Genomic DNA, 19,917 nt, shown 5'->3' on the forward strand with positions numbered 1-19,917 from the left:
TTTACACCTTTTCCTGTAAACTTTCTCCCAACAATCCACTAGGTTTAAAAACCAAGACAATCACCAAAACAGCAAAAACCCATGCATTAGTCCAACGGCTAGATAAATACTGATCGCTCAACGCCGACAGCACACCAATCAACACTCCCCCAAACATAGCTCCCGTCATATTGCCAATTCCCCCAAGCACCACAGCCGTGAAAGCTTGTATCCCCGCAGTGAAACCCATAGTGAAAACAATCGTATTGTTGTACAGCCCTACTAAAAGTCCAGCCACCCCCGCCAATCCTCCACCAATCAAAAAAGTCAAAGCCACAATCCTATCTACATTAATCCCCACCATCTTTGCCGCCTCCAAATTTTGAGCAGTTGCCCTCATCGCCTTGCCCAAACGACTATACTGAACAAACAACTGCAACCCCACCATTAAAACCACAGCAATTACCAACACAATCAAATCCTTAGTAGTAAAAACAATCGGAGTCTGCATCCCCAGAGACTTCAAAATATCAATTCGGGGCAACAAATCAGGAAAACTCTTTGGAGCAGCAAAATTCACCCCCATCGCCGGAATAAAAGCTCTTAACCCTCCCCAAAACAAACCAACATTCTGAAAAATAAACGAAACCCCAATCGCCGAAATCAAAGGTGCCAAACGAGGAGAATTGCGCAAAGGACGGTAAGCGAAACGTTCAGTAACAACATTGAGAAAAGCACAAAACATTGCCGATACAACAACTGCCACAAACATTGGTAAAAAACTTACTTCAAGAGGCGCATCACTCTCCACACCAAACAAACTCACAACAGTCAAAGCGGCAAAAGCACCCAACATATACAAATCACCATGAGCAAAATTAATCAGCCCAAGAATGCCATAAACCAGAGTATAACCAAGAGCAATAATCGCAATTATTGCCCCATTCACAACACCTACTAACAACTGTTGAAACAAAACCTCAGGACTACGAACAATATCCACTAAAATACGTGGTAAATCAAACCCTGCGATCGGTCCTAAAAGCAAAGTTACATATACAACAATTACAAATACAAGAGTTTTTCGCCATTTTTTCATAACTTCTTTCCTATAGCAATCCTAAGTGAGTTATGAAGATTACTTTTTTTATGAACCCGAAGGGCGGTTCATTAAAATCATTTATAATTTGCCTGCAGCACACTCACAAACTGCCACCTGCCATTCTTAACAAAATTACCCGACATTTTCGTTAAAGTAGTATCACCATTAGAATCAAAACTCCATTTACCCAGCACCCCGGAAAAATTCTTCGTCCCTAAAACCGCATTTTTAATCGCAACGCGGTCATTTTTACAAACTTGATTAACACCATTCAAAACTACCATAGCTGCTTCATAACCATAAGCAGCATAAGCTTCTGGTTCTTGATTAAACTTCTGTTTATAACTCTCATACCAAGTTTTTCCTACACCAGTCAATTCACGAGGGGAAACACCGCCAAAAGTAGCATAAACTCCTTCTGCGGCGGTAGATGCTCCATCAACAAAAGCTCTATCAAAAATACCATCTGGTCCCATAAACTTAACTAATTCTTTTGTCATGCCCACATCGCGCATATCTTTAACCACCTGGCTGGCGTTACTCTGTGTAGGACCGCCAAAATAAACTAAATCTGGTTGTGTAGCGCGAATTTTTGTCATTAACGCCCTATAGTTACTTGCCCTGGAATCAATTCCCTCTCGCCCCAGTACTTGCAGCCCAAGCTCTTTGGCTGTGGCTTCAAATACGTTTGCCAGTCCTTTTCCATAGAGTGATTGATCATCTAAAATGTAAACTTTTTTGACTCCCAATGATTTTGCCCAGTTAGCAGCAACTTTTCCCTGGATATCATCTGTGGGCACAACACGAGCATAGTTGCGTTTTCCTGTAGGATAATAGATAGAGGGTTCTCTGGATTCACCCAAGCCTTGTTTAGTTAAACCGGGATATGTGCTGGCAGGACTAACTATGAGCAAATTCGCTTGATTTAAGACAGGGACTACTAATTTAGCAGCACCAGAACTATAGGGACCAATAAATGCAACAACTGAGGAGTCGGCGACGGCTTTGTTCGCATGGGCAGAAACTTGAGCGGAGTCATCTAATGCACCACTGGCAGCACTGGCATTGTCATTGACTTCATATTCAATTTTGAGTTTGTGATTGCAGACTGTTGACTCTTGAGCGATCGCTTGTTTGATCCCGTTGACAATTGATTGAGTCTGTACCGCTGAGCTACCCGTTAGTGGCAGGCTGGAGAAAATTTTAACGGTATTTGTTGAGCTATTGCCCACAGCAAGATTACTACTTTTTAACTGTTGACACCCACTAGTCAAACTGGTGGCGAGCGCAACCAAACCACATACTGTCACATTTATATTCATATATATATCAGATACATTTAAATTACATATTTAATGCGCTAATCTAGAAAAGTTGTTACATATCCTATAACGCATAAGTTACATAACGCTACTATTTTTTCACAATATGTCCCTACCTACAGATTTTTTTAATTTTCTTCAGGTGCTTGCAGTCGAACAAAAAATACCTGATATTGAGTTAGATACTCTACGTCTAGCTCTAGCAGGTCAAACTGCAAAAGAAATTGCCGTTGAGTTGGGGATTAGCGATCACGCGGTGCGTAAGAGACTGGGTTCAGTTTATCTCAAATTTGGCATCGAAGGAACGGCACTGGGAAAACTAGAGAAACTACGGACAGTTTTAGTAGATCAATATCAGCAATCTTCTGTGGCGGTTGCTTCAAAACATGTAGATTTAAGTGATGTACCAGATGTATCCACCTTTCAGGGACGTAAGGAAGAACTAAAAAGAGCAAAACAGTGGATTTTAGACAAAGACAGGAATAGTAACAGATGTCGATTATTAGCAATTTTGGGCATAGGAGGCATTGGTAAAACTTCTCTTGCTACAGTGCTAGCACTGCAAATTCAAGAACACTTTGAGTATGTTGTCTGGTATTCTCTGCGCACAGCTCCACAAATTGAAGAAATTCTCGAAAATCTGATTCATTTTCTCTCTAACGGGCAAGAAATCCACTTACCCAAAGAGCTTGATGAAAAGCTTTTGTTACTAATTAAGTTCTTAGCTAAGCAACGCTGCTTAATCATCTTAGATAATTTAGAAACAATTCTACAGAGTGGTGAACGTGCAGGATACTACAGGAAAGATTATGAAGGATATGGAGAGCTATTGAGAAGAGTAGGAGAGGACGCCCACCAGAGTTGCTTGATATTAACTAGTAGAGAAAAGCCGAGAGAAATTGAATTACTTGAAATCAAAGCTCTACCAGTGCAAACATTATCTTTGACAGGACTTCAAGAGGAAGAAGCAGAAAAAGTCTTTAAGTACTTCCTCAATAAACAGGACAATCAACCAGAAGAAAATTTACTCATCCAAAGACTAATTAAATCTTATTCATATAGTCCACTAGCATTAAAAATTGTTGCTACAACTATCAAAGAGATATTTGATGGTAGAATTTCGGAATTTTTAGTAGATTTAGGACAACAAACTGAAGAAATAGAGGGAGAAATTTTTGTTGCTGAACTTTTGCGAGATTTTTTAAATCAGCAATTTATTCGCCTGTCAGAAATGGAGAAACAGGTAATATACTGGCTAGCAATTAATCGGGAGTGGGTTTCAATTCCCGAATTGCGCGAAGACATAATCCCTTCCATATCGCCCTCTGTGTTATTAGAGACTTTAGAATCGCTACAACGCAGATCCCTAATTGAGAAAAATGCTGCACGTTTTACATTACAGCCAGTATTGATGGAGTATGTTACCGAACAATTAATAGAAGAATTTTATCAGGAGATTATTCATCAAGAAATTAAAATACTAGAAAGTCATTGTTTAACTAAAGCTCAAGCGATCGCCTACATCAAAACAGCACAAAATAACTTAATTCTCAAACCGTTAACTGAAAAGTTACTTAATTATTTTATTGAAAGCAATTATCTGAAAAGTGAACAAGAAGTCAAGTCATTTTCTAAATCTTGGTTTACACGCATGAGCTCAAATTTGAGAGAAAAGTTTTCACGAGAACCAGGTTATGCAGGTGGCAATATTCTCAATTTACTTGTAGAAATGAAAGTAGATTTAAATGGTTTGGATTGTTCTGGACTAACAATTCGCCAAGCTTATCTTCAAAATGTGGAACTGCGCAACACTAATTTTGCTAATTGCAACTTAGATAGGTGTGTTTTTACCAGAACAATGGATAGCGTTTTGTCGGTAGCTTTTAGCCCAGATGGAAAACTAATAGCGACAGGCGGTGCTGACAGTAAAATTTGCTTGTGGGAAGTTACCAAACAAAAGCTACTTTTTCGCCGCACGGGACACACTAATTGGATACGTGCGATCGCATTTAGTCCTAACGGCAAAATCATTGCTACTGGTAGCGATGATTACACTGTAAAACTCTGGAGTGTCGATACTGGTGAGTGTATTGAAACTTTTAGTGAGTCAGAACGACACAAAAACTGGGTATGCTCGGTAGCATTTAGTCCTGATGGTAAAATTCTTGCCAGTGGTAGTCAAGACAGTAGTATTAAACTTTGGGATGTTCAAAGTGGTAAATGTATTGCTACTTTAAAATCACCTCAAGGAGAAACAAAGCAAGTTTGGTCTTTGGCTTTTAGTCCTGATGGTAAAATTTTAGCTAGCGGTAGTGATGACCCAGACATAAATGTGAATTTATGGGATGTAAGTAATCGTAGTTACATAACTCATCTTAGGGGACACGAAAAACGGGTATTCACAGTCGCTTTTAGTCCAAACCCCCCTGGGGGGTTTGGAGGTATCTTAGCTACTGGTAGCGATGACTGCACGGTAAAATTGTGGCGTGTCAGCACTGGTGAATGTATCCATACCTTCAAAAGTCCAGAAAAAGACACAAAACCAGTTCGCACAGTTGCTTTTAGCTGTGACGGTAAGATTCTGGCAAGTGGTAGTGATGATGGTACAATTAAGTTTTGGGATACAAGTACTGGTGAATGGATTAAAACTTTATCTGCACATAACCAGCATCGAGTATGGGCATTAGCTTTTAGTCCCAACCCCCCCCTTAATAAGGGGGGGTTGGGGGGGTTTGGGGGGTTTTTAGCTAGTGGTGGTGAAGATCAAACCCTGAAGTTGTGGAATATTAACCGAGAAAACTATTGTGTCAAACGTTTGTGGCGACTCAAGGGTTATACAAGAGCAGTCTGGTGTGTTGCCTTTAGTCCTGATGGTGAAACTCTAGCAAGTAGTAGTGATGAATACTCAATAACATTATGGAATGCATCAACTGGTAAGGATTTTCTTAAATTGGAAGGTCACATTAGTCGAATCTGGGCTGTAGCTTTTAGTCCTGATGGTAATATATTGGCAAGCGGCAGTGATGACCATACCTTACGCTTATGGGATGTGAAAACTGGTACATGCCTAAATACTTTAACTAGAGCAGTCGAAGGTGGCGAAAGTCAAGTTTGGGCTGTGGCTTTTAGTCCAGATGGTAAATTCGTGGCTATTGGTAGTGACGATCACACTGTAAGTTTATGGGATGTTCGTACTGGTGAGTGTCTGAGATTATTTAAAGGACACAGTAGTAGAGTTTGGTCTGTAGCATTTAGTCCAAACCCCCCAACCCCCCGAAATTCGGGGAGCGAAGGGGGGATCATAGCAAGTGGTAGTGACGATCACACCATTAGATTGTGGAATGTGGGTGATGGTAGTGTGAGAGTTTTTCAGCGTCCGAAAGAACCAACTAGCAGAGTTTGGTCCGTTGCTTTTAGTCCTGATGGTAAAACTCTCGCTAGTGGCAGTTATGATGGTGCGATCGAGTTTTGGGATGTTAGTACTGGTAAGTGCAAGAGATTGAGAGAAGGTCATAGCCAGCGGATTTGGTCGGTTGCTTATAGTCCTGATGGTAAAATCTTGGCTAGTAGTAGTGATGACAGCACTGTAAAATTATGGAACGTTAGTACTGGTAAATGCTTGCACACGCTTGATCAACACACAGATTGGGTATGTAGAGTTAGCTTTAGCCCAGATGGGAAAGTTTTGGCAAGTTGTAGCAAAGATTCAACTATTAAGTTGTGGAATCTGGAAACCGGTGAGTGTATTAAAACTCTACAAAAACCTAGACCTTATGAGCAAATGAATATTGCCAACACTAAAGGCTTAGATGATGCTCAAAGAGATGATTTAAAGAGTTTGGGAGCAATAGAAGAGCTATCAGTTGTTCAAAGGAGCTAAAAACAAAAACCAATAGACATCTCCAGAAATTCAACCTGCGTTGTCTACAACCCTTGTAGAGACGCGAAATTTCGCGTCTCTACGTTGTTATTTGGAGATATCTAATATAAATGTCAGTGTCTCTTGATTGTCGAGTAAAAAAAAGTTATAGTCTGAGCGAAGACAGTTAAAACTAAGTGAGTGTGCTAGACAATACCTTTCAGTTAGAGTCATTAGGGGTTGAGAGAAACCCGGTTTCTTCAAGAAACCGGGTTTCTGTGGCAGCTTCTTGGAACAAAACGGAGGTATTGTTAATTAGTATGCCATTTGGTCCGCTGTTCCTACCTTCAATTGGTCTTGGTTTACTTAAGGCAGGGTTAACATCTCGGAGCATACACGCGAAGATTCTTTACTTGACGTTAAAGTTTGCTTCCCTAATAGGCATATCCTTATATGAGCAGATTTCTAAAGGGCGTCCGGCAATCTACGATTTGCTGGGAGAATGGCTTTTTAGTGGAGCATTGTTTGATTCTACTAATGTAGAAGGATATATTAATGATGTGCTAAGAGGGCGCGAGCCAGCTCATCTTGAAGCACACAAAGATTGGGCAAAACCTATCGCAGAAGATTTTATTCAAGAGGTTCTGGCTATTAGAGATAAGGTAGAAGGGTTTTTGGATGAGTGTGTTGAGGAAGTAGTTGCCTACCAACCCAAAATTATTGCCTTCACCAGTGTTTTCCAACAGCACTCGGCTGCTAATTCTTTAGCAAAACGTATTAAACAAAGAGTTCCAGAAACTTTCATTATTTTGGGTGGCGCTAACTGTGAAGGAATCATGGGGGCTGAAGTTATTCGTCAGTTTCCCTTTGTAGATGCCACAATTTCCGGGGAAGGAGATATTGTTTTTCCTGAGCTAGTTGAGCGAATTTTAGCACAAAAATCTATTTCTGATTTGCAGGGTGTCTTTACCCATGACAACATTGAATACTTATCCCAAAAGGGTAAGTATGCCAATGCACCCTCAGTTAGCAACATGGATACCTTGCCTTTTCCAGATTATGATGACTTCTTTGCGCAGCTAGAGAGTAGTAACCTTGTGGATGAAACCCACAAGCCCCAACTTTTATTTGAAACATCGCGGGGATGTTGGTGGGGTGAGAGAAACCATTGCACTTTCTGTGGACTTAATGGTGATAACATAGCATACCGTAGCAAGTCGGCTGGGCGAGCAATGGAAGAACTGCTTTATCTTACCGAGAAATATCCTAACTGTTCGGTTGAAGTTGTCGATAATATTTTGGATTTGAAGTATTTTAAAGAGTTTATTCCCAAACTCGCTGCTCATCAACTAGATGTAGGATTGTTCTACGAGGTAAAAGCTAATCTGAGAAAAGAGCAAATCCGTTCGCTGCGAGATGCCAAAATAGACGGAATTCAACCGGGGATTGAAAGCTTGAGCAGTCGCGTGTTAGAGCTAATGCGCAAAGGCATTAAAGGTATACAAAATATTCAACTTTTGAAGTGGTGTAAAGAATTAGGTGTTCGCCCTTCGTGGAATATGCTGTGGGGTTTTCCAGGAGAACCCCCAGATGAGTATGCACGGATGGCAGAGTTGATTCCTTTGATAACTCACTTGCAACCACCAGACGCGACTTTTCCGATTCGGATTGATCGTTTTAGTCCTTATTTTGACAAACCTGCGCATTATGGTTTTGCAAATATTAAACCATATCCAAGCTATCAGTATATTTATCCTTTAAAAGAGGAAGTAGTCGCGAACTTGGCTTACTATTTTACCTTTGAATATATTGAACCACAGAATGTGGCAGCCTACACTCAGCCTGTTGCACAGCAAATTGCTTTATGGCAAAAAGTTCATAAAACTAGTGATTTATTATCAGTAGATAAAGGAAAATATTTACTCCTGATCGATCTGCGCCCCATTGCTCAGCAACCTCAAGTAATTCTAACAGGAATTGAGAGATTACTATATATAGCGTGCGATCGCATTCACACAACTAGTCAGCTACAACATCTGCTTAAACAGGATTTAAATCAAGAATTATCCAGCCCAGAAATCGAAGAGATATTACAACGGCTTGTCAATCAAGGTTTGATGATTAAAGAAGATCATTTGTACTTAAATCTAGCTATTCCTTTAGGGGGCGATTATTCACCTTCTCAACAAGTATTAGAGAAATTTATGTCTATCTCACGAAAACTCTAACAATTTGAGTACTCTTATTAATGAGATGCGATCGCACAGTAATTAACCACAAACTTCATCAAAAATTTATATATATATGTCTGATTTCAAACACCAGATAAAAAAATCTTGGTGTATATTAAAATATCAGTCCACCTTACCACAAATAAATAACTTAACAATGGGAAACGTGTCGCAGAAACCAACATCTACTGGTTTTGAACCTAAGCTAACTCCTGATGACTTTGATCTTGATGAATCAGGAAATTTATTCATTAATACTTCTAAAGTTATAGATGTAATGAACTATCAAGCTATCAACATCAAGAGGGAACCACTCAAAGGTGGAGTTAGCCCTATTTAATAGTTTCAATCCCTCCAATTTGCGTTAAAAGCTTCAACCAGATAAAATTGCAAAATATCATCTGCCTGGGACTTTGAGTCCCAGGCTAATAGCTAAAGTCTTCTAAAGAAGACTATGCTCTACGATCAAATTTCACAAATCAAATAGGATTGCCATAGATATTTACTAGACAGCTTTTAAGTCCACTTAAGTGGACTTAAGCTATTAGCAAAGGACTTTTATTTCTGGGCGGTTTATGGCATTTATTTCTGGGCGGTTTATGGTAAGAATGAAAAAACCCTGTCAATATACATCCAGGTTATTTTTGGGTTAAAACTGCCTACGCCAACCTACTATTTATAACTTTTCAGACATACCCCACACTAAATAAACTAGTACCTGTTGCTACATGCTGGCGGTGTCGATACTGAAAAATAATTCCTGAATCAGTTGCATATATATCTTGTGGCTCAAAGTTGTGCAATGTTGTGAGTATGCCAACTTGAGTGTTAGGCTCAACTGTCTGCATCAGATTAACACTAGGTTGCCACAAACCAGCAACGTTAGCGGTAAAAACTTTTCTTTGAGATATTATTTGAGGTTCATTAGTAATTTGATCGCTAAAAGATTCTTTGAGGATTCCCATGTATTGAGTTACATTGAGAATACCTTGAGATGTTCGTCTAATTTGCTCGTCTGTTAAAAACATGATTTCTGATGTTTCTATAGAAAAGTTTGTGACTCCGGCTTCAGCAAGAGTCACATCTAGAGTAGATTGATATGCTGAATAGCGATTTTGTAGCGCATCAGTAATCCAAATTATTTCTGGTGAAAAAGCTTTCATCGCTGCAAGGGTTTTATTCCTGACTTCTTCTGCTCCTGCATTCATAAATACTGCTGTTACTGGTGAAATCATTTCAAATGTATGAAGATTAATCACCAAATCGCATTTAACCAGAAACTCAAATAAATAGAATGCATTTCTTTCTGTAATTGTTCCTTCTTTATTTCCTTGTCGCAACCTATTTATATCCAATGCATCGATTGGAGATAAACGATTTTTCACAAATTGAGCAGCCGGATTGGCAACGGGAATTAGATGAATTGTGCCGAAGAGGTAGCTGTGAGCTTTTAGATAGTCAACTACATTGGCTAAGACATAAATTCCTGCTGTTTCATCGCCATGAAGGTAACAAGTAATACCAAGTACAGGTTCTCCTTGACCAAATGTGTAAATTGGAATCTCAAGCTGAGTGATTCCAACTTGACCGATATTTATGACTTTACTAATTTCAAACTGCATTTTGTCTGAGTATTTGTGCTGTTACTTACAGGTTATCTTTACCTTGTACAACGCACCCCTGAAAAAAACTTGTATATAGGTTTACAGAATTGTTAAATAAGTATCTGTGGGGCTAATCGGTAAAACTTTCAAAGTTTGATTTTGCAAGTCAATTTCCAATCCCAAAGCTTCTAAAGGAATTACACCTAACAATGCGTCCGAGCCTCCTGGTAACTCTAAACACTCGAAAGTACCTTCGCGATCGCATAGAGATATTTTGGCATCTTGGAAAATTCTTGCTTTACCAATGCCCATTGCAGTTGCAACATCAACTTCTCGAAGTAGCTTTAGCCCTAGCTGGGTTACTACTTGTGTTGGTAAACATAAAGTTGTCGCTCCTGTACCTACTAATACATTTTTCAGAGTGAGCGATCGCACTTGTTCTGGTGTAATTGTCCCATCTTCAGCACGAATCTGGTCAGCTCTATTGATTATAGTCAAGGTAGTGAAGACTTTACCCATACCGTTTGTATCTTTTATTTGCATGACTTCCTCCTACTTAATCACGTACAGCTGAGGCTCTAGTTTTTTATAAGATTAGTTTAACGTTAGAAAATCAATGTGGATTTGAGCAGATATCTCGTTCCAAGTCAAAGACTTGGAATGCAATAAAGCTCTCCTACACTAGTTTTCGCTTCAAGTTGACATTAGTTACAACCCTTCGCCCCGACTCTATCTAAAGTAGAGGATCGTAGATAACTTCTTGCCAAGTATTTCTCACATATGTATAATCAAAGGTAAAGGTTGTGTAATTTGCGAGTAGAGCTAGGTTACTACTTTAACTATAGATTACTTGCAGATTGCGGTGTGAGGCGGTTTCTGTTATTCCCGACAGTTCTTTACCAGAAAGTGTTATCTCCTGGGAGTTAAAGTATGTCCCGATCGCAAGAGCCAAACGAGCTTTACCAATTTCTGATTGACTTTGAAAATAGCTTGACAAAAATTATTGATGCCACAGGCTTTGGTAGAGTTGGTATTGTAGTAGAAACAATCCGAAACAGAAAGGGTGCAAAGAAGTTTGCGCTCATCCTTGAAGGTCAACCTAGCTATAGATATGTATTTAACATTGAGCAGTTCTATGACTTTCGAGATTGGAAATTAAAGAAAGACTCCGAAAACTCATAGCAACACCCTGTTGAAGACTCCCAGCACTATACAAGTCAGAACACTGGAGTTCTGGAGTCGGGAAAACTGAATATCTACAAGTCATACCCATTAGCCAAGATAGTTGAGACTTCTACAAAGGCTGGTGTAGTGAATTCCTTTCACTCTCCAGTCTTTTGTGTTTTTAAGGCAATTCAAAATTAAAAATTCCTTTGCAATTCATCTACGAGGTTACAAACAATGAGCTGTAAATATGCCGATCATCCTTTCCCCCCCTGTCGTTTTGAACAACATCCCCAAAACAAAAATGTTTACTTTTGTCCCCATTGCCGAGAATCCTATGACGTTAGAGATGTTGGGAATCAATCTCCTCAATGGCTGTTGTTCATCATTGGGCTAATCGCTTTGATTCTTATCAGCACCAATAATTCTCAATCTTTACAGCCTCAAAAAGATAATCCGACAACACAACCTACTCAGACGAAGTGATTGGGGATTGGGAAGAGCAGTACCCAATACCGGAGAGTGCAATAATTCCTATCAACTTTTAACAAAGGGCAAAAATCATGAAAACCAACGTAACCGAAGATCGTAATTTGCTGTTCAAGTGGGCTTCTAAGGGTTTGAAATATTTTCTACTAACTCTGCTTGGCTTCACCATTGCCTATGTCTTGTCTCAAGTTTTCCAAGCTTCTCCAATTGCCCAAATGCTACTATCCATGTGGATATGGTTTTTCCGTGTGGCAATCTTCATCTTTTGTATGTTTGTATTGGCAATAATTTTGGAGTCTAGCCGTTAATTATTTTTCTAGATACCCGACAACTTCTGCGAAGTCGGGTATCTGATTATTTGAGCAACTCTTGACACAGTTGCCGGAAGCGCGAGCCTCTTTCTTCAAAATTAGCGTACTGATCGAAACTAGCACAAGCAGGAGATAACAACACCACCGATGCTTGATATTGTTTTGCCAACTCTGCTGACTTAGGAATAGCCCGTTCCATTGTTTCGACAATTTCGTAATTAGAATATCCTTCATCTTGCAAACGTTGAGCAAAAGCTGAAGCTGCATTACCAATTAGTAAAACCGCAGCAGCTTTAGCTTTAATTTTTGCTATCCACCCCTTATCATCTCCAGCTTTTGCTTCGCCACCTGCAATTAAAATCACCGGACTTTTTACAGAAACCAAACCAACTTCAGCAGCATCATAATTAGTAGCTTTGCTATCGTTGATGAAATCAATTTCTTCCCACGTACAAATATGTTCTAAACGGTGAGGAACACCTGGGAATTCACGAATAGCACTTGTAATTGCATCTCGATCAATTCCTGCTAACCGCGCTGCTGCCACTGACATCAACAGATTTTGCTGATTGTGTTCTCCCACCATGCGTAAAGCCGAAACGGACACAATCCGTTCATCCTGTACAGACTTCGTATTTCGCGTCTGTACAACCCAACCATCTTCAATGTAAAAACCTTTGTTGCCGAGCAGATAATCTTTACCTTTAACACTTGTCCAGTAGGCATCTGACCACTGATTTAAACCCACGTTCCTTAAATACGGGTCATCACCATTGAACACTTGCAACTGAGACTTTTGCAACAACTTTGCCTTAATGTTGTAGTAATTTTCTAATGTTTTGTGACGACTAAGATGATCTGGCGTGAAAGTTGTCCAAATACCAATGCGTGGCGCAATAGTACAAGAAGATTCTATTTGATAGCTGCTAATTTCCGCAATCACCCAATCTGGTGATGAAACAGACAGGGCAACTTCACAGGCAGCATAACCAATATTACCGCAGGCAGGAGCGTTGAATCCTGCGGCTTGAAAAATTGCCGCAATTAAGGAGGTAGTTGTAGTTTTACCGTTTGTGCCTGTGACTGCTACCCAGGGGATTGATTGTAAGTGCCGCCAAGCGAGTTCCATTTCCCCAATAGTTTCAATTCCCAATTCTCGTGCCTTGACTAATACGGGTATATCCCAAGGCACGCCGGGGCTGACGACAATCAATTGGGGTAAATCGGAACCCTCTAATTCCAGAGAATAGCCGAGTTTAACAGTTATTTGTTCTGCGGCAAGTTCAAGTTGTTGTTGCAGGAGAGATTCTGAGGTGTTGCGATCGCTCAGCAACACCTCCCATCCCTCCCGTTTCAACAATCTCGCCGCAGCAACACCGGACTTTCCTAATCCAATTACATGGGCTTTGGGCATAGACTGTGGCAGAGGTCCCTGGTTAAGCACCCTAATCGTAGCGTTTCTGTGCAACATTTACACAACTTTTTGTTGACGAATGCTACAGATTTTTTACAATCGCACCAAAATCAGCTAAAACACGGGCATGATTGCGCAGTAATCCGAGCAAATTTAAACGATTGCGCTTAATTTCTGGATTAGAATCCATTACCAAAACACTTTCGGCACCATCAAAAAAGTTACTCACAGTAGGATTAATTGCCAACAATGCAGTTACTAACTGCATATAATTACGTGATTGCTGGGCTGCGGTAGTTTGTGGCACTAAATTCACAATGGCATTGTAAAAAGCTTCTTCAGAGGATTTTTGAAACAATTCTTTACGAACAAGACTAGTTGGTTCTAGCTGTTTTGTATCCAAATCGCCTTGCGCTGCTAGACGAGTGGAACGGTTGACAGTTTCGTAGATTTTCTCCAAAGTGCCATCATTGCGGATTTGTTGCAGGAATAAAGCGCGATCGCGCACATCCAATAAATCATTTAACGCCCGTGCTGCATATTCTGGGTCATTTTCTCCCAAAACTGCATTCACCAAATCATAATCAATCTGCTTTTCTTCAAGCAACAAAGTCCGAACACGTTGCAGGAAAAACTCTGACAAAGCTGCAATTAACTGCGCCTTATCTTTATTATGCTCCTTCACAAAATCCGTTGTAATTTGCTCTAGCAACTGTTGTAAATTAATCGGTAAATTAGCCGCCCAGGTAATATTAACTACAGCATTTGCCGCCCGTCGCAAAGCAAAAGGATCGGAAGAACCACTAGGTATCATACCCAATCCAAAAATATTTACTAAAGTATCGAGTCTGTCAGCTATACCAACAACTTGACCTGTAAGAGTTTGAGGTAGAATATCATCGGCTCCCCGTGGCAAATAATGTTCAAAAATTGCTGTTGCTACCGCTTGTGGTTCACCACTAACCAAAGCATACTTTTCTCCCATCACTCCCTGCAATTCAGGAAATTCATAAACCATTTGCGTAACTAAATCAGCCTTACATAGTAAAGCTGCTCTTTGAATATTTTCCCGTTCCTCACTTCCTAATTGCAGTTGTTCTGTAATTGCCAAAGCTAAAATACATATGCGGTCTACTTTATCTCGCAGCGAACCCAAATCTTCTTGGAAAGTAACTTTTGCTAGCTGGGGTAAAAAGCTTTCCAAAGGCTTTGCTGAATCAGTTTTGTAGAAAAATTGTCCATCAGCTAAACGAGCGCGGATGACTCTTTCATTACCAGTTGCAATAATATCTGATTTAGCTGCATCACCATTAGAAACTGTGATAAAATATGGTAGTAACTCTTTGCTATTTTCTGCTTTAAAAACGGGAAAATAACGCTGGTGACTAACCATAACAGTAGTAGTTACCTCAGTAGGTAAACGCAAAAATTCAGATTCAAACTTGCCCACAACCGCTGAAGGCCATTCTACCAAGTTAGTAACTTCCGCCAACAAATCAGGGTAGATTTCTGCATACCCATCTAACTTTTGTACAGCTTCCTTCACTTGCTGGGTAATTGTAGTTGATCTGGCATCAACATCAACAGCAACGTAAGCAGAGCGTAACGTCGTGACATAATCAGTAGCAGAGGCAATGGTCACAGATTGTGGATGTAAAACACGATGACCTTGGGTATGGCGATCGCTCTTTACACTCAGAGAACCATTAACCAACTCAATTGGCAATACCGCATCATCCAACAAAGCAACCAACCAGCGAATCGGGCGAGAAAACTTCACATCCCCATCACCCCAACGCATCAACCGCTTACCTTCCAATCCAAAAATCCACTCAGGTACTAATTCTGTCAGAATGGACGCCACATTGCGACCGGGGATAACTTTGCGCACAAACACAAAATCCCCTTTATCAGTAGCGCGAACCTCAAAAGCATCTATCGTAACACCTTGCTTTTTCGCAAAACCTTGGGCTGCAGGCGTAGGGTTACCATCCTTAAACGCCGCTTGTACAGGGGGACCTTTAACTTCCTCTTCCCGGTCTGGCTGCTGAGATGGTATACCTTTAATCAGTACAGCTAAGCGACGAGGAGTACCGTAAATTTCCACAGCTTCAGTAGCCAGATTATTAGCTGCCAAACTTTGCGGAATGCGCTCTTTCCACTGCTCTATAGCTTTACTGAGAAAGCTTGCAGGTAATTCTTCTACTCCAACTTCCAATAAAAAATTAGGCATAGGACAATGTTTTTAACGTTCATCGTAGCTCAAATTTACCATTGAAGAAGCCAGAAGTAAGAGGGCAGAACAGAAGTGAAGCGTTTGTACGCCCCAGAAGCAACGCTATGGCAGAAGAAATTGGTTAAAATGAGTAGCAGTAGCCCAGAGCCAACCTGTCGTCAACATTTTTGATATATTAGAAGTACGTTAACCAGAAATAGACATTGGTAGCTATTGGAAGATGCCCGCCAAAGATATTTTTCATGATACTGTTAAAAATGCATTAGTAAAAGATGGGTGGTTAGTTACTGATGAGCAATTTTTAATTCGCTCAGGAGGTGTTGAAATTTATATTGATATTGGAGCAGAGAAAATTATTGCAGCAGAGCGAGGTAGCGAAAAAATAGCAGTAGAAGTTAAAAGTTTTTTGGGGTATTCAACTATTTCAGAATTTCATACAGCAGTAGGGCAATTTATTAATTATCGGTCTGTTTTGGAAGAAGAACAACCAGAAAGATTCTTGTATCTGGCTATTCCTCTAGATGTTTATGAATCATTTTTTCAGTTACCTTTTACACAAAAAATTGTCCAAAGTAATCGAATAAGTTTAATTGTTTACGAGCCAGAAGTTGAGGTAATTGTCAAATGGCAAAAGTAGACCAATATCGAGAATATATTCAAAGATTACTGACAGAATATAGCAATTATAAAGCAGCAAATGAAGAAGTAGAAGCGCAAACAATTTTTGATAGAGAACACGATCATTATCAATTAGTTCATGTTGGTTGGCGCAACAAGCGGCGTATTTATGGTTGTGTGCTGCATTTAGATATTAAGGATGATAAGATTTGGATTCAACATGATGGGACAGAAATTGGTATTGCCAGTCAATTAGAAGCTTTGGGTGTACCAAAGCACGACTTAGTTTTGGGTTTTCATGCTCCTTATAAACGTAAATATACAGATTACGCTGTAGGTTAGCACTCAAACAACACGCGCAGGCAGACGGAATGCAAAAATTGCGCCGTGAGGATGTCGATTTTCCGCCCAGATTTTACCACCGTGTGCTTCTACAATCTGACGAGTTAAGTAAAGTCCTAGCCCTGAACCTTTAGCGTGACGATCGCTATGTCCCTGATAAAACCGCTCAAACAGGTGTGGCAGTTCTTCTGGTGTAATCCCTGCTCCAGTGTCCATAATTTTAGCAGTTTGATAGGATGAACCAGGTTCCAGCACAACCTCCACTATACCACCGCGAGGAGAGTGGTTAATGGCATTAGTGAGGAGATTGACAAATACTCGTTGCAGTTGGAAAGCGTCACCATCAACCCAGAGAAACTGGCGAAAGTTTGACTCACCGTAGTTTAATGAAATATAAACGCGACGACTGGAAGCCAGTTCTGTTAAAGTTGTTGCTACTTCAGATGCAATCTCAACCAAATCAACAGGTGTTAAACGAAGCTTTAACCCTTCCACATCGTTACGGTAAACATCTAGAAGCGTTTCTACCATTTGCAAACTAGTCTGGTGACTGCGAATCATGGTAGCCAAAACTTTCCTTTGAGTAGCAACAACAGAACCAAAATTTTCCCGTTCAAACGCTTGCAAGGTTTCAATTGCTCCCAAAAGAGGAGTTTTCAGATCGTGAGTTAAGGTAGAGGCAAAGTCTTCTCGCACACTGGCAAGCTTTTCTTGTGCCTGAAGTTTTGCCTCCTGCTGCAAAAGTGCCTCTTGGTATATACGGTTGCGATCGCTTAGAACACCTGTCACAACTAGAGCCAAGATCGCAATTAATCTACTAGCAATTGTGGCAGCCTCTACAGTGTATCTACCTGGAACCCATATGTTAAAAATCGTCAGAACACAAGTAACTGTAGTGAACTTTACCGTTGCTACTCGTCGCAGACGCGCACTTGCTAGCAAAATCGGACCGATATAGAGGTAGCCAAACACATAGTCTGGAGGAGTAGAAAACTCCAAAGCCATGACAACTGTAACCAGTCCAACCACTAACCAGAATATTCTCGAACGTGGATTGCTCTTAAAGTTAATAAATTTGGAGTACCATATTTTGAACATGAACAAATCAATAATACAATCTTATTTATTAAAATTAACAAACTTCATAAAAACCAGCCAATTTTCGCCAAAAGTAGCTGTTTATTTTCCTTTAAACATTATCTATATCTCTAGATATAGACTTAATCTAAACTTTCTAAACTTTTTCTATTTAGCTAGGTATATATTTCCATTATATATAATGATATAAAAAACAAACTATACCTTGTTTTTTCTTAATTTTAGTTTCATAATTAACATAAATTGTTAATGGTTAAAAGCTATTAACGATTAGTTATTAGCAGCATAAGAGAATATGCAGGTTGTAAAAAAGCACAGTTTAACAGCAAAACATCTGATTAAAATCTTAAATCTACCAAAGTCGGAGTTCGATTAACTCATGCTACAAGGATGGATTCAAATCGCATTAACACTACTAATTGTAGTAGCAATAACTCCCTTATTTGGGCGATACATAGCGCGTGTCTTTCTGGAACAGCGGACTTTTCTCGACCCAATTTTGAACCCAATTGAGCGAGTACTTTACTCACTAGTTGGTGTTGCCGCAAAAGAAAACATGACAGGGTGGCAGTATGCGCGAGCAATTCTTTACAGCAACATAGTGATGGCGTTGTTGATTTTCTTCATCATTATGAATCAGGGATGGCTACCCCTCAACCCAACAAAATTAGCAGCACCCACCTGGGATACAGCTTTACATACCACAATTTCCTTCATCACCAATACCAATCAGCAGCACTACTCTGGTGAAACATACATGAGTTATGCCAGCCAAATGTTGGGGTTGGGTTATCACATGTTCACCTCTGCGGCAACGGGGATAGCGGTAGCAATCGCCTTTATTCGCGGTTTAACTGGTAGACCTTTGGGCAATTTCTACGTAGACTTAATTCGCACGATTATGCGGATTTTACTACCCATCAGTATTGTGGGGGCAATAGTTCTCATGGCGGCTGGAGTTCCAGAAACCTTAGCTGGTCCTGTGGTGATTCCTACCTTAGAAAATCCTACCATTAGTCAGGCGATCGCACGCGGTCCAGTGGCTCACTATGAAATCATCAAAGAACTAGGAGAAAACGGTGGCGGCTTTTTTGCCATCAACTCGGCACACCCATTTGAAAACCCAAATGGCTTGAGCAATTTGATTCAGCTTGTGGCAATCCTTTCGATACCTTCCTCACTGATCTACACCTATGGCATCTTTGCCAACAATATTAAACAAGCTTGGTTGGTTTACTGTATTCCACTAGCAATTCTCGTAGTCTTTATTATCATTACAGCAATTGGTGAATACAACGGTAATCCGGCAGTGAACGCGCTTTTGGGCAGTCAGCAGCCAAACCTAGAGGGTAAAGAAGTGCGGTTTGGTTGGGCGCAATCTGCTTTGTATGCCGTGATTACAACTGCCACCATGTGCGGAGCAGTCAATAGCTTGCACGATTCATTTATGCCTAATGGTGGATTCGTTACCCTTTCAAATATGTTCTTTCAGATTGTTTTTGGTGGACAGGGTACGGGAACAGCTTATCTATTTGCTTACTTAATTTTGGCGGTGTTTGTGACAGGTTTGATGGTAGGAAGGACACCGGAATTTTTGGGACGCAAGATCGAAAAGCGTGAGGTAGTGCTTGCCAGTTTCCTAATTTTGCTGGTTCACCCGATCGCCATTTTAATTCCCGCCGGGATTGCTTTGGCATTTCCCGATCAACTGGCAGGAATTAGTAATCCAGGTTTTCATGGCTTTACTCAAGTTATTTACGAATACGCTTCAGCTGCTGCTAACAACGGTTCTGGGTTTGAAGGCTTGAGTGATTCACAACCGTCACCGTTAGCGATCGCCACAGGTACACAACCAACTATAACAGCCCTATGGTGGAACCTCAGTACCTGCTTCAGTCTACTAGCAGGAAGGTATGTCCCAATCATAGGTTTGCTGTTACTTGCAGATAGCATGTTCCGCAAACAACCTGTTCCCTTCACTACTGGTACATTACGCACCGATACTGGATTATTTACAGGCGTAACTGCAGGCGTAATTCTAATTTTAGGCGCACTCACCTTCTTCCCGGTACTGGCGTTAGGACCAATCGGCGAAGCTTTCCAAATTGCTAAAGGTATTGGCTAAAAGTCGTTAGTGATTAATGGTTA

16 protein-coding genes are annotated in these 19,917 nt (G+C 40.4%); 9 read left to right on the top strand and 7 right to left on the bottom strand.

The annotated features are described in order from the left end of the window. Position 1 precedes the first annotated feature (1 nt). Entirely contained in the window at positions 2 to 1,078 is a 1,077-nt protein-coding gene (locus ICL16_RS27015) for a branched-chain amino acid ABC transporter permease (RefSeq protein WP_190834242.1), read from the bottom strand. A gap of 77 nt (positions 1,079 to 1,155) precedes the next feature. Then, positions 1,156 to 2,403, bottom strand: coding sequence for a branched-chain amino acid ABC transporter substrate-binding protein (locus tag ICL16_RS27020; RefSeq protein ID WP_190834244.1), 1,248 nt, complete (start codon positions 2,401 to 2,403; stop codon positions 1,156 to 1,158). A gap of 106 nt (positions 2,404 to 2,509) precedes the next feature. On the opposite strand from ICL16_RS27020, the gene ICL16_RS27025 reads away from it, so the two are divergent. The 3 genes from ICL16_RS27025 to ICL16_RS27035 all read left to right on the top strand — a co-directional run bounded on the left by ICL16_RS27025 (position 2,510) and on the right by ICL16_RS27035 (position 8,833). Then, the gene (locus ICL16_RS27025) at positions 2,510 to 6,283 is read left to right on the top strand and encodes a WD40 domain-containing protein (protein ID WP_190834246.1); all 3,774 of its coding nucleotides are present in this window, start codon (positions 2,510 to 2,512) and stop codon (positions 6,281 to 6,283) included. A 182-nt stretch (positions 6,284 to 6,465) separates the two neighbouring features. Beyond that, the gene (locus ICL16_RS27030) at positions 6,466 to 8,490 is read left to right on the top strand and encodes a RiPP maturation radical SAM C-methyltransferase (RefSeq protein WP_190834248.1); all 2,025 of its coding nucleotides are present in this window, start codon (positions 6,466 to 6,468) and stop codon (positions 8,488 to 8,490) included. Between the two features lie 160 nt (positions 8,491 to 8,650). Further along, on the top strand, positions 8,651 to 8,833 hold the full coding sequence (locus tag ICL16_RS27035) for a hypothetical protein (protein WP_190834251.1): 183 nt from the start codon (positions 8,651 to 8,653) through the stop codon (positions 8,831 to 8,833). A gap of 346 nt (positions 8,834 to 9,179) precedes the next feature. On the opposite strand, the gene ICL16_RS27040 is transcribed toward ICL16_RS27035, so the two are convergent. Then, positions 9,180 to 10,115, bottom strand: a complete 936-nt coding sequence (locus ICL16_RS27040; protein ID WP_190834253.1) for a succinylglutamate desuccinylase/aspartoacylase family protein — start codon at positions 10,113 to 10,115, stop codon at positions 9,180 to 9,182. A gap of 81 nt (positions 10,116 to 10,196) precedes the next feature. Beyond that, complete coding sequence (locus ICL16_RS27045; RefSeq protein ID WP_190834256.1) at positions 10,197 to 10,640, bottom strand: pepsin/retropepsin-like aspartic protease family protein; 444 nt, start codon at positions 10,638 to 10,640, stop codon at positions 10,197 to 10,199. A 387-nt stretch (positions 10,641 to 11,027) separates the two neighbouring features. Here ICL16_RS27045 and ICL16_RS27050 point away from each other — a divergent pair, with 387 nt between their 5' ends. The 3 genes from ICL16_RS27050 (at position 11,028) to ICL16_RS27060 (ending at position 12,058) form a co-directional block, all read left to right on the top strand. Beyond that, positions 11,028 to 11,279, top strand: coding sequence for a hypothetical protein (locus ICL16_RS27050; RefSeq protein WP_190834258.1), 252 nt, complete (start codon positions 11,028 to 11,030; stop codon positions 11,277 to 11,279). Between the two features lie 219 nt (positions 11,280 to 11,498). After that, on the top strand, positions 11,499 to 11,747 hold the full coding sequence (locus tag ICL16_RS27055; protein WP_190834261.1) for a hypothetical protein: 249 nt from the start codon (positions 11,499 to 11,501) through the stop codon (positions 11,745 to 11,747). Between the two features lie 77 nt (positions 11,748 to 11,824). Further along, positions 11,825 to 12,058 (top strand): hypothetical protein, encoded by a 234-nt coding sequence (locus ICL16_RS27060; protein ID WP_190834264.1) that lies wholly within the window; start codon positions 11,825 to 11,827, stop codon positions 12,056 to 12,058. 46 nt (positions 12,059 to 12,104) lie between these two features. Here the strand turns inward: ICL16_RS27060 and murD are convergent, their stop codons facing one another. Together murD and glyS are read right to left on the bottom strand one after the other, a co-directional pair. Continuing rightward, the gene (gene murD / locus ICL16_RS27065; protein ID WP_190834350.1) at positions 12,105 to 13,475 is read right to left on the bottom strand and encodes a UDP-N-acetylmuramoyl-L-alanine--D-glutamate ligase; all 1,371 of its coding nucleotides are present in this window, start codon (positions 13,473 to 13,475) and stop codon (positions 12,105 to 12,107) included. An 82-nt stretch (positions 13,476 to 13,557) separates the two neighbouring features. Further along, positions 13,558 to 15,708 (bottom strand): glycine--tRNA ligase subunit beta, encoded by a 2,151-nt coding sequence (gene glyS, locus ICL16_RS27070; RefSeq protein WP_190834272.1) that lies wholly within the window; start codon positions 15,706 to 15,708, stop codon positions 13,558 to 13,560. Between the two features lie 223 nt (positions 15,709 to 15,931). Between glyS and ICL16_RS27075 the strand changes: the two genes are divergently transcribed. Together ICL16_RS27075 and ICL16_RS27080 are read left to right on the top strand one after the other, a co-directional pair. After that, positions 15,932 to 16,348 (top strand): element excision factor XisH family protein, encoded by a 417-nt coding sequence (locus ICL16_RS27075; RefSeq protein WP_190834275.1) that lies wholly within the window; start codon positions 15,932 to 15,934, stop codon positions 16,346 to 16,348. Continuing rightward, positions 16,336 to 16,671, top strand: a complete 336-nt coding sequence (locus tag ICL16_RS27080) for a XisI protein (protein WP_190834278.1) — start codon at positions 16,336 to 16,338, stop codon at positions 16,669 to 16,671. The genes ICL16_RS27075 and ICL16_RS27080 overlap by 13 nt, the downstream gene beginning before the upstream one ends. A gap of 3 nt (positions 16,672 to 16,674) precedes the next feature. On the opposite strand, the gene ICL16_RS27085 is transcribed toward ICL16_RS27080, so the two are convergent. Beyond that, complete coding sequence (locus tag ICL16_RS27085) at positions 16,675 to 17,769, bottom strand: sensor histidine kinase (RefSeq protein WP_190834281.1); 1,095 nt, start codon at positions 17,767 to 17,769, stop codon at positions 16,675 to 16,677. 379 nt (positions 17,770 to 18,148) lie between these two features. Here ICL16_RS27085 and kdpA point away from each other — a divergent pair, with 379 nt between their 5' ends. Then, the gene (gene kdpA / locus ICL16_RS27090) at positions 18,149 to 19,894 is read left to right on the top strand and encodes a potassium-transporting ATPase subunit KdpA (protein WP_190834291.1); all 1,746 of its coding nucleotides are present in this window, start codon (positions 18,149 to 18,151) and stop codon (positions 19,892 to 19,894) included. Positions 19,895 to 19,917 lie beyond the last annotated feature (23 nt).

Source organism: Iningainema tapete BLCC-T55 (assembly GCF_014698965.1).
In the GTDB taxonomy this organism is placed as follows: Bacteria; Cyanobacteriota; Cyanobacteriia; order Cyanobacteriales; family Nostocaceae; genus Iningainema; species Iningainema tapete.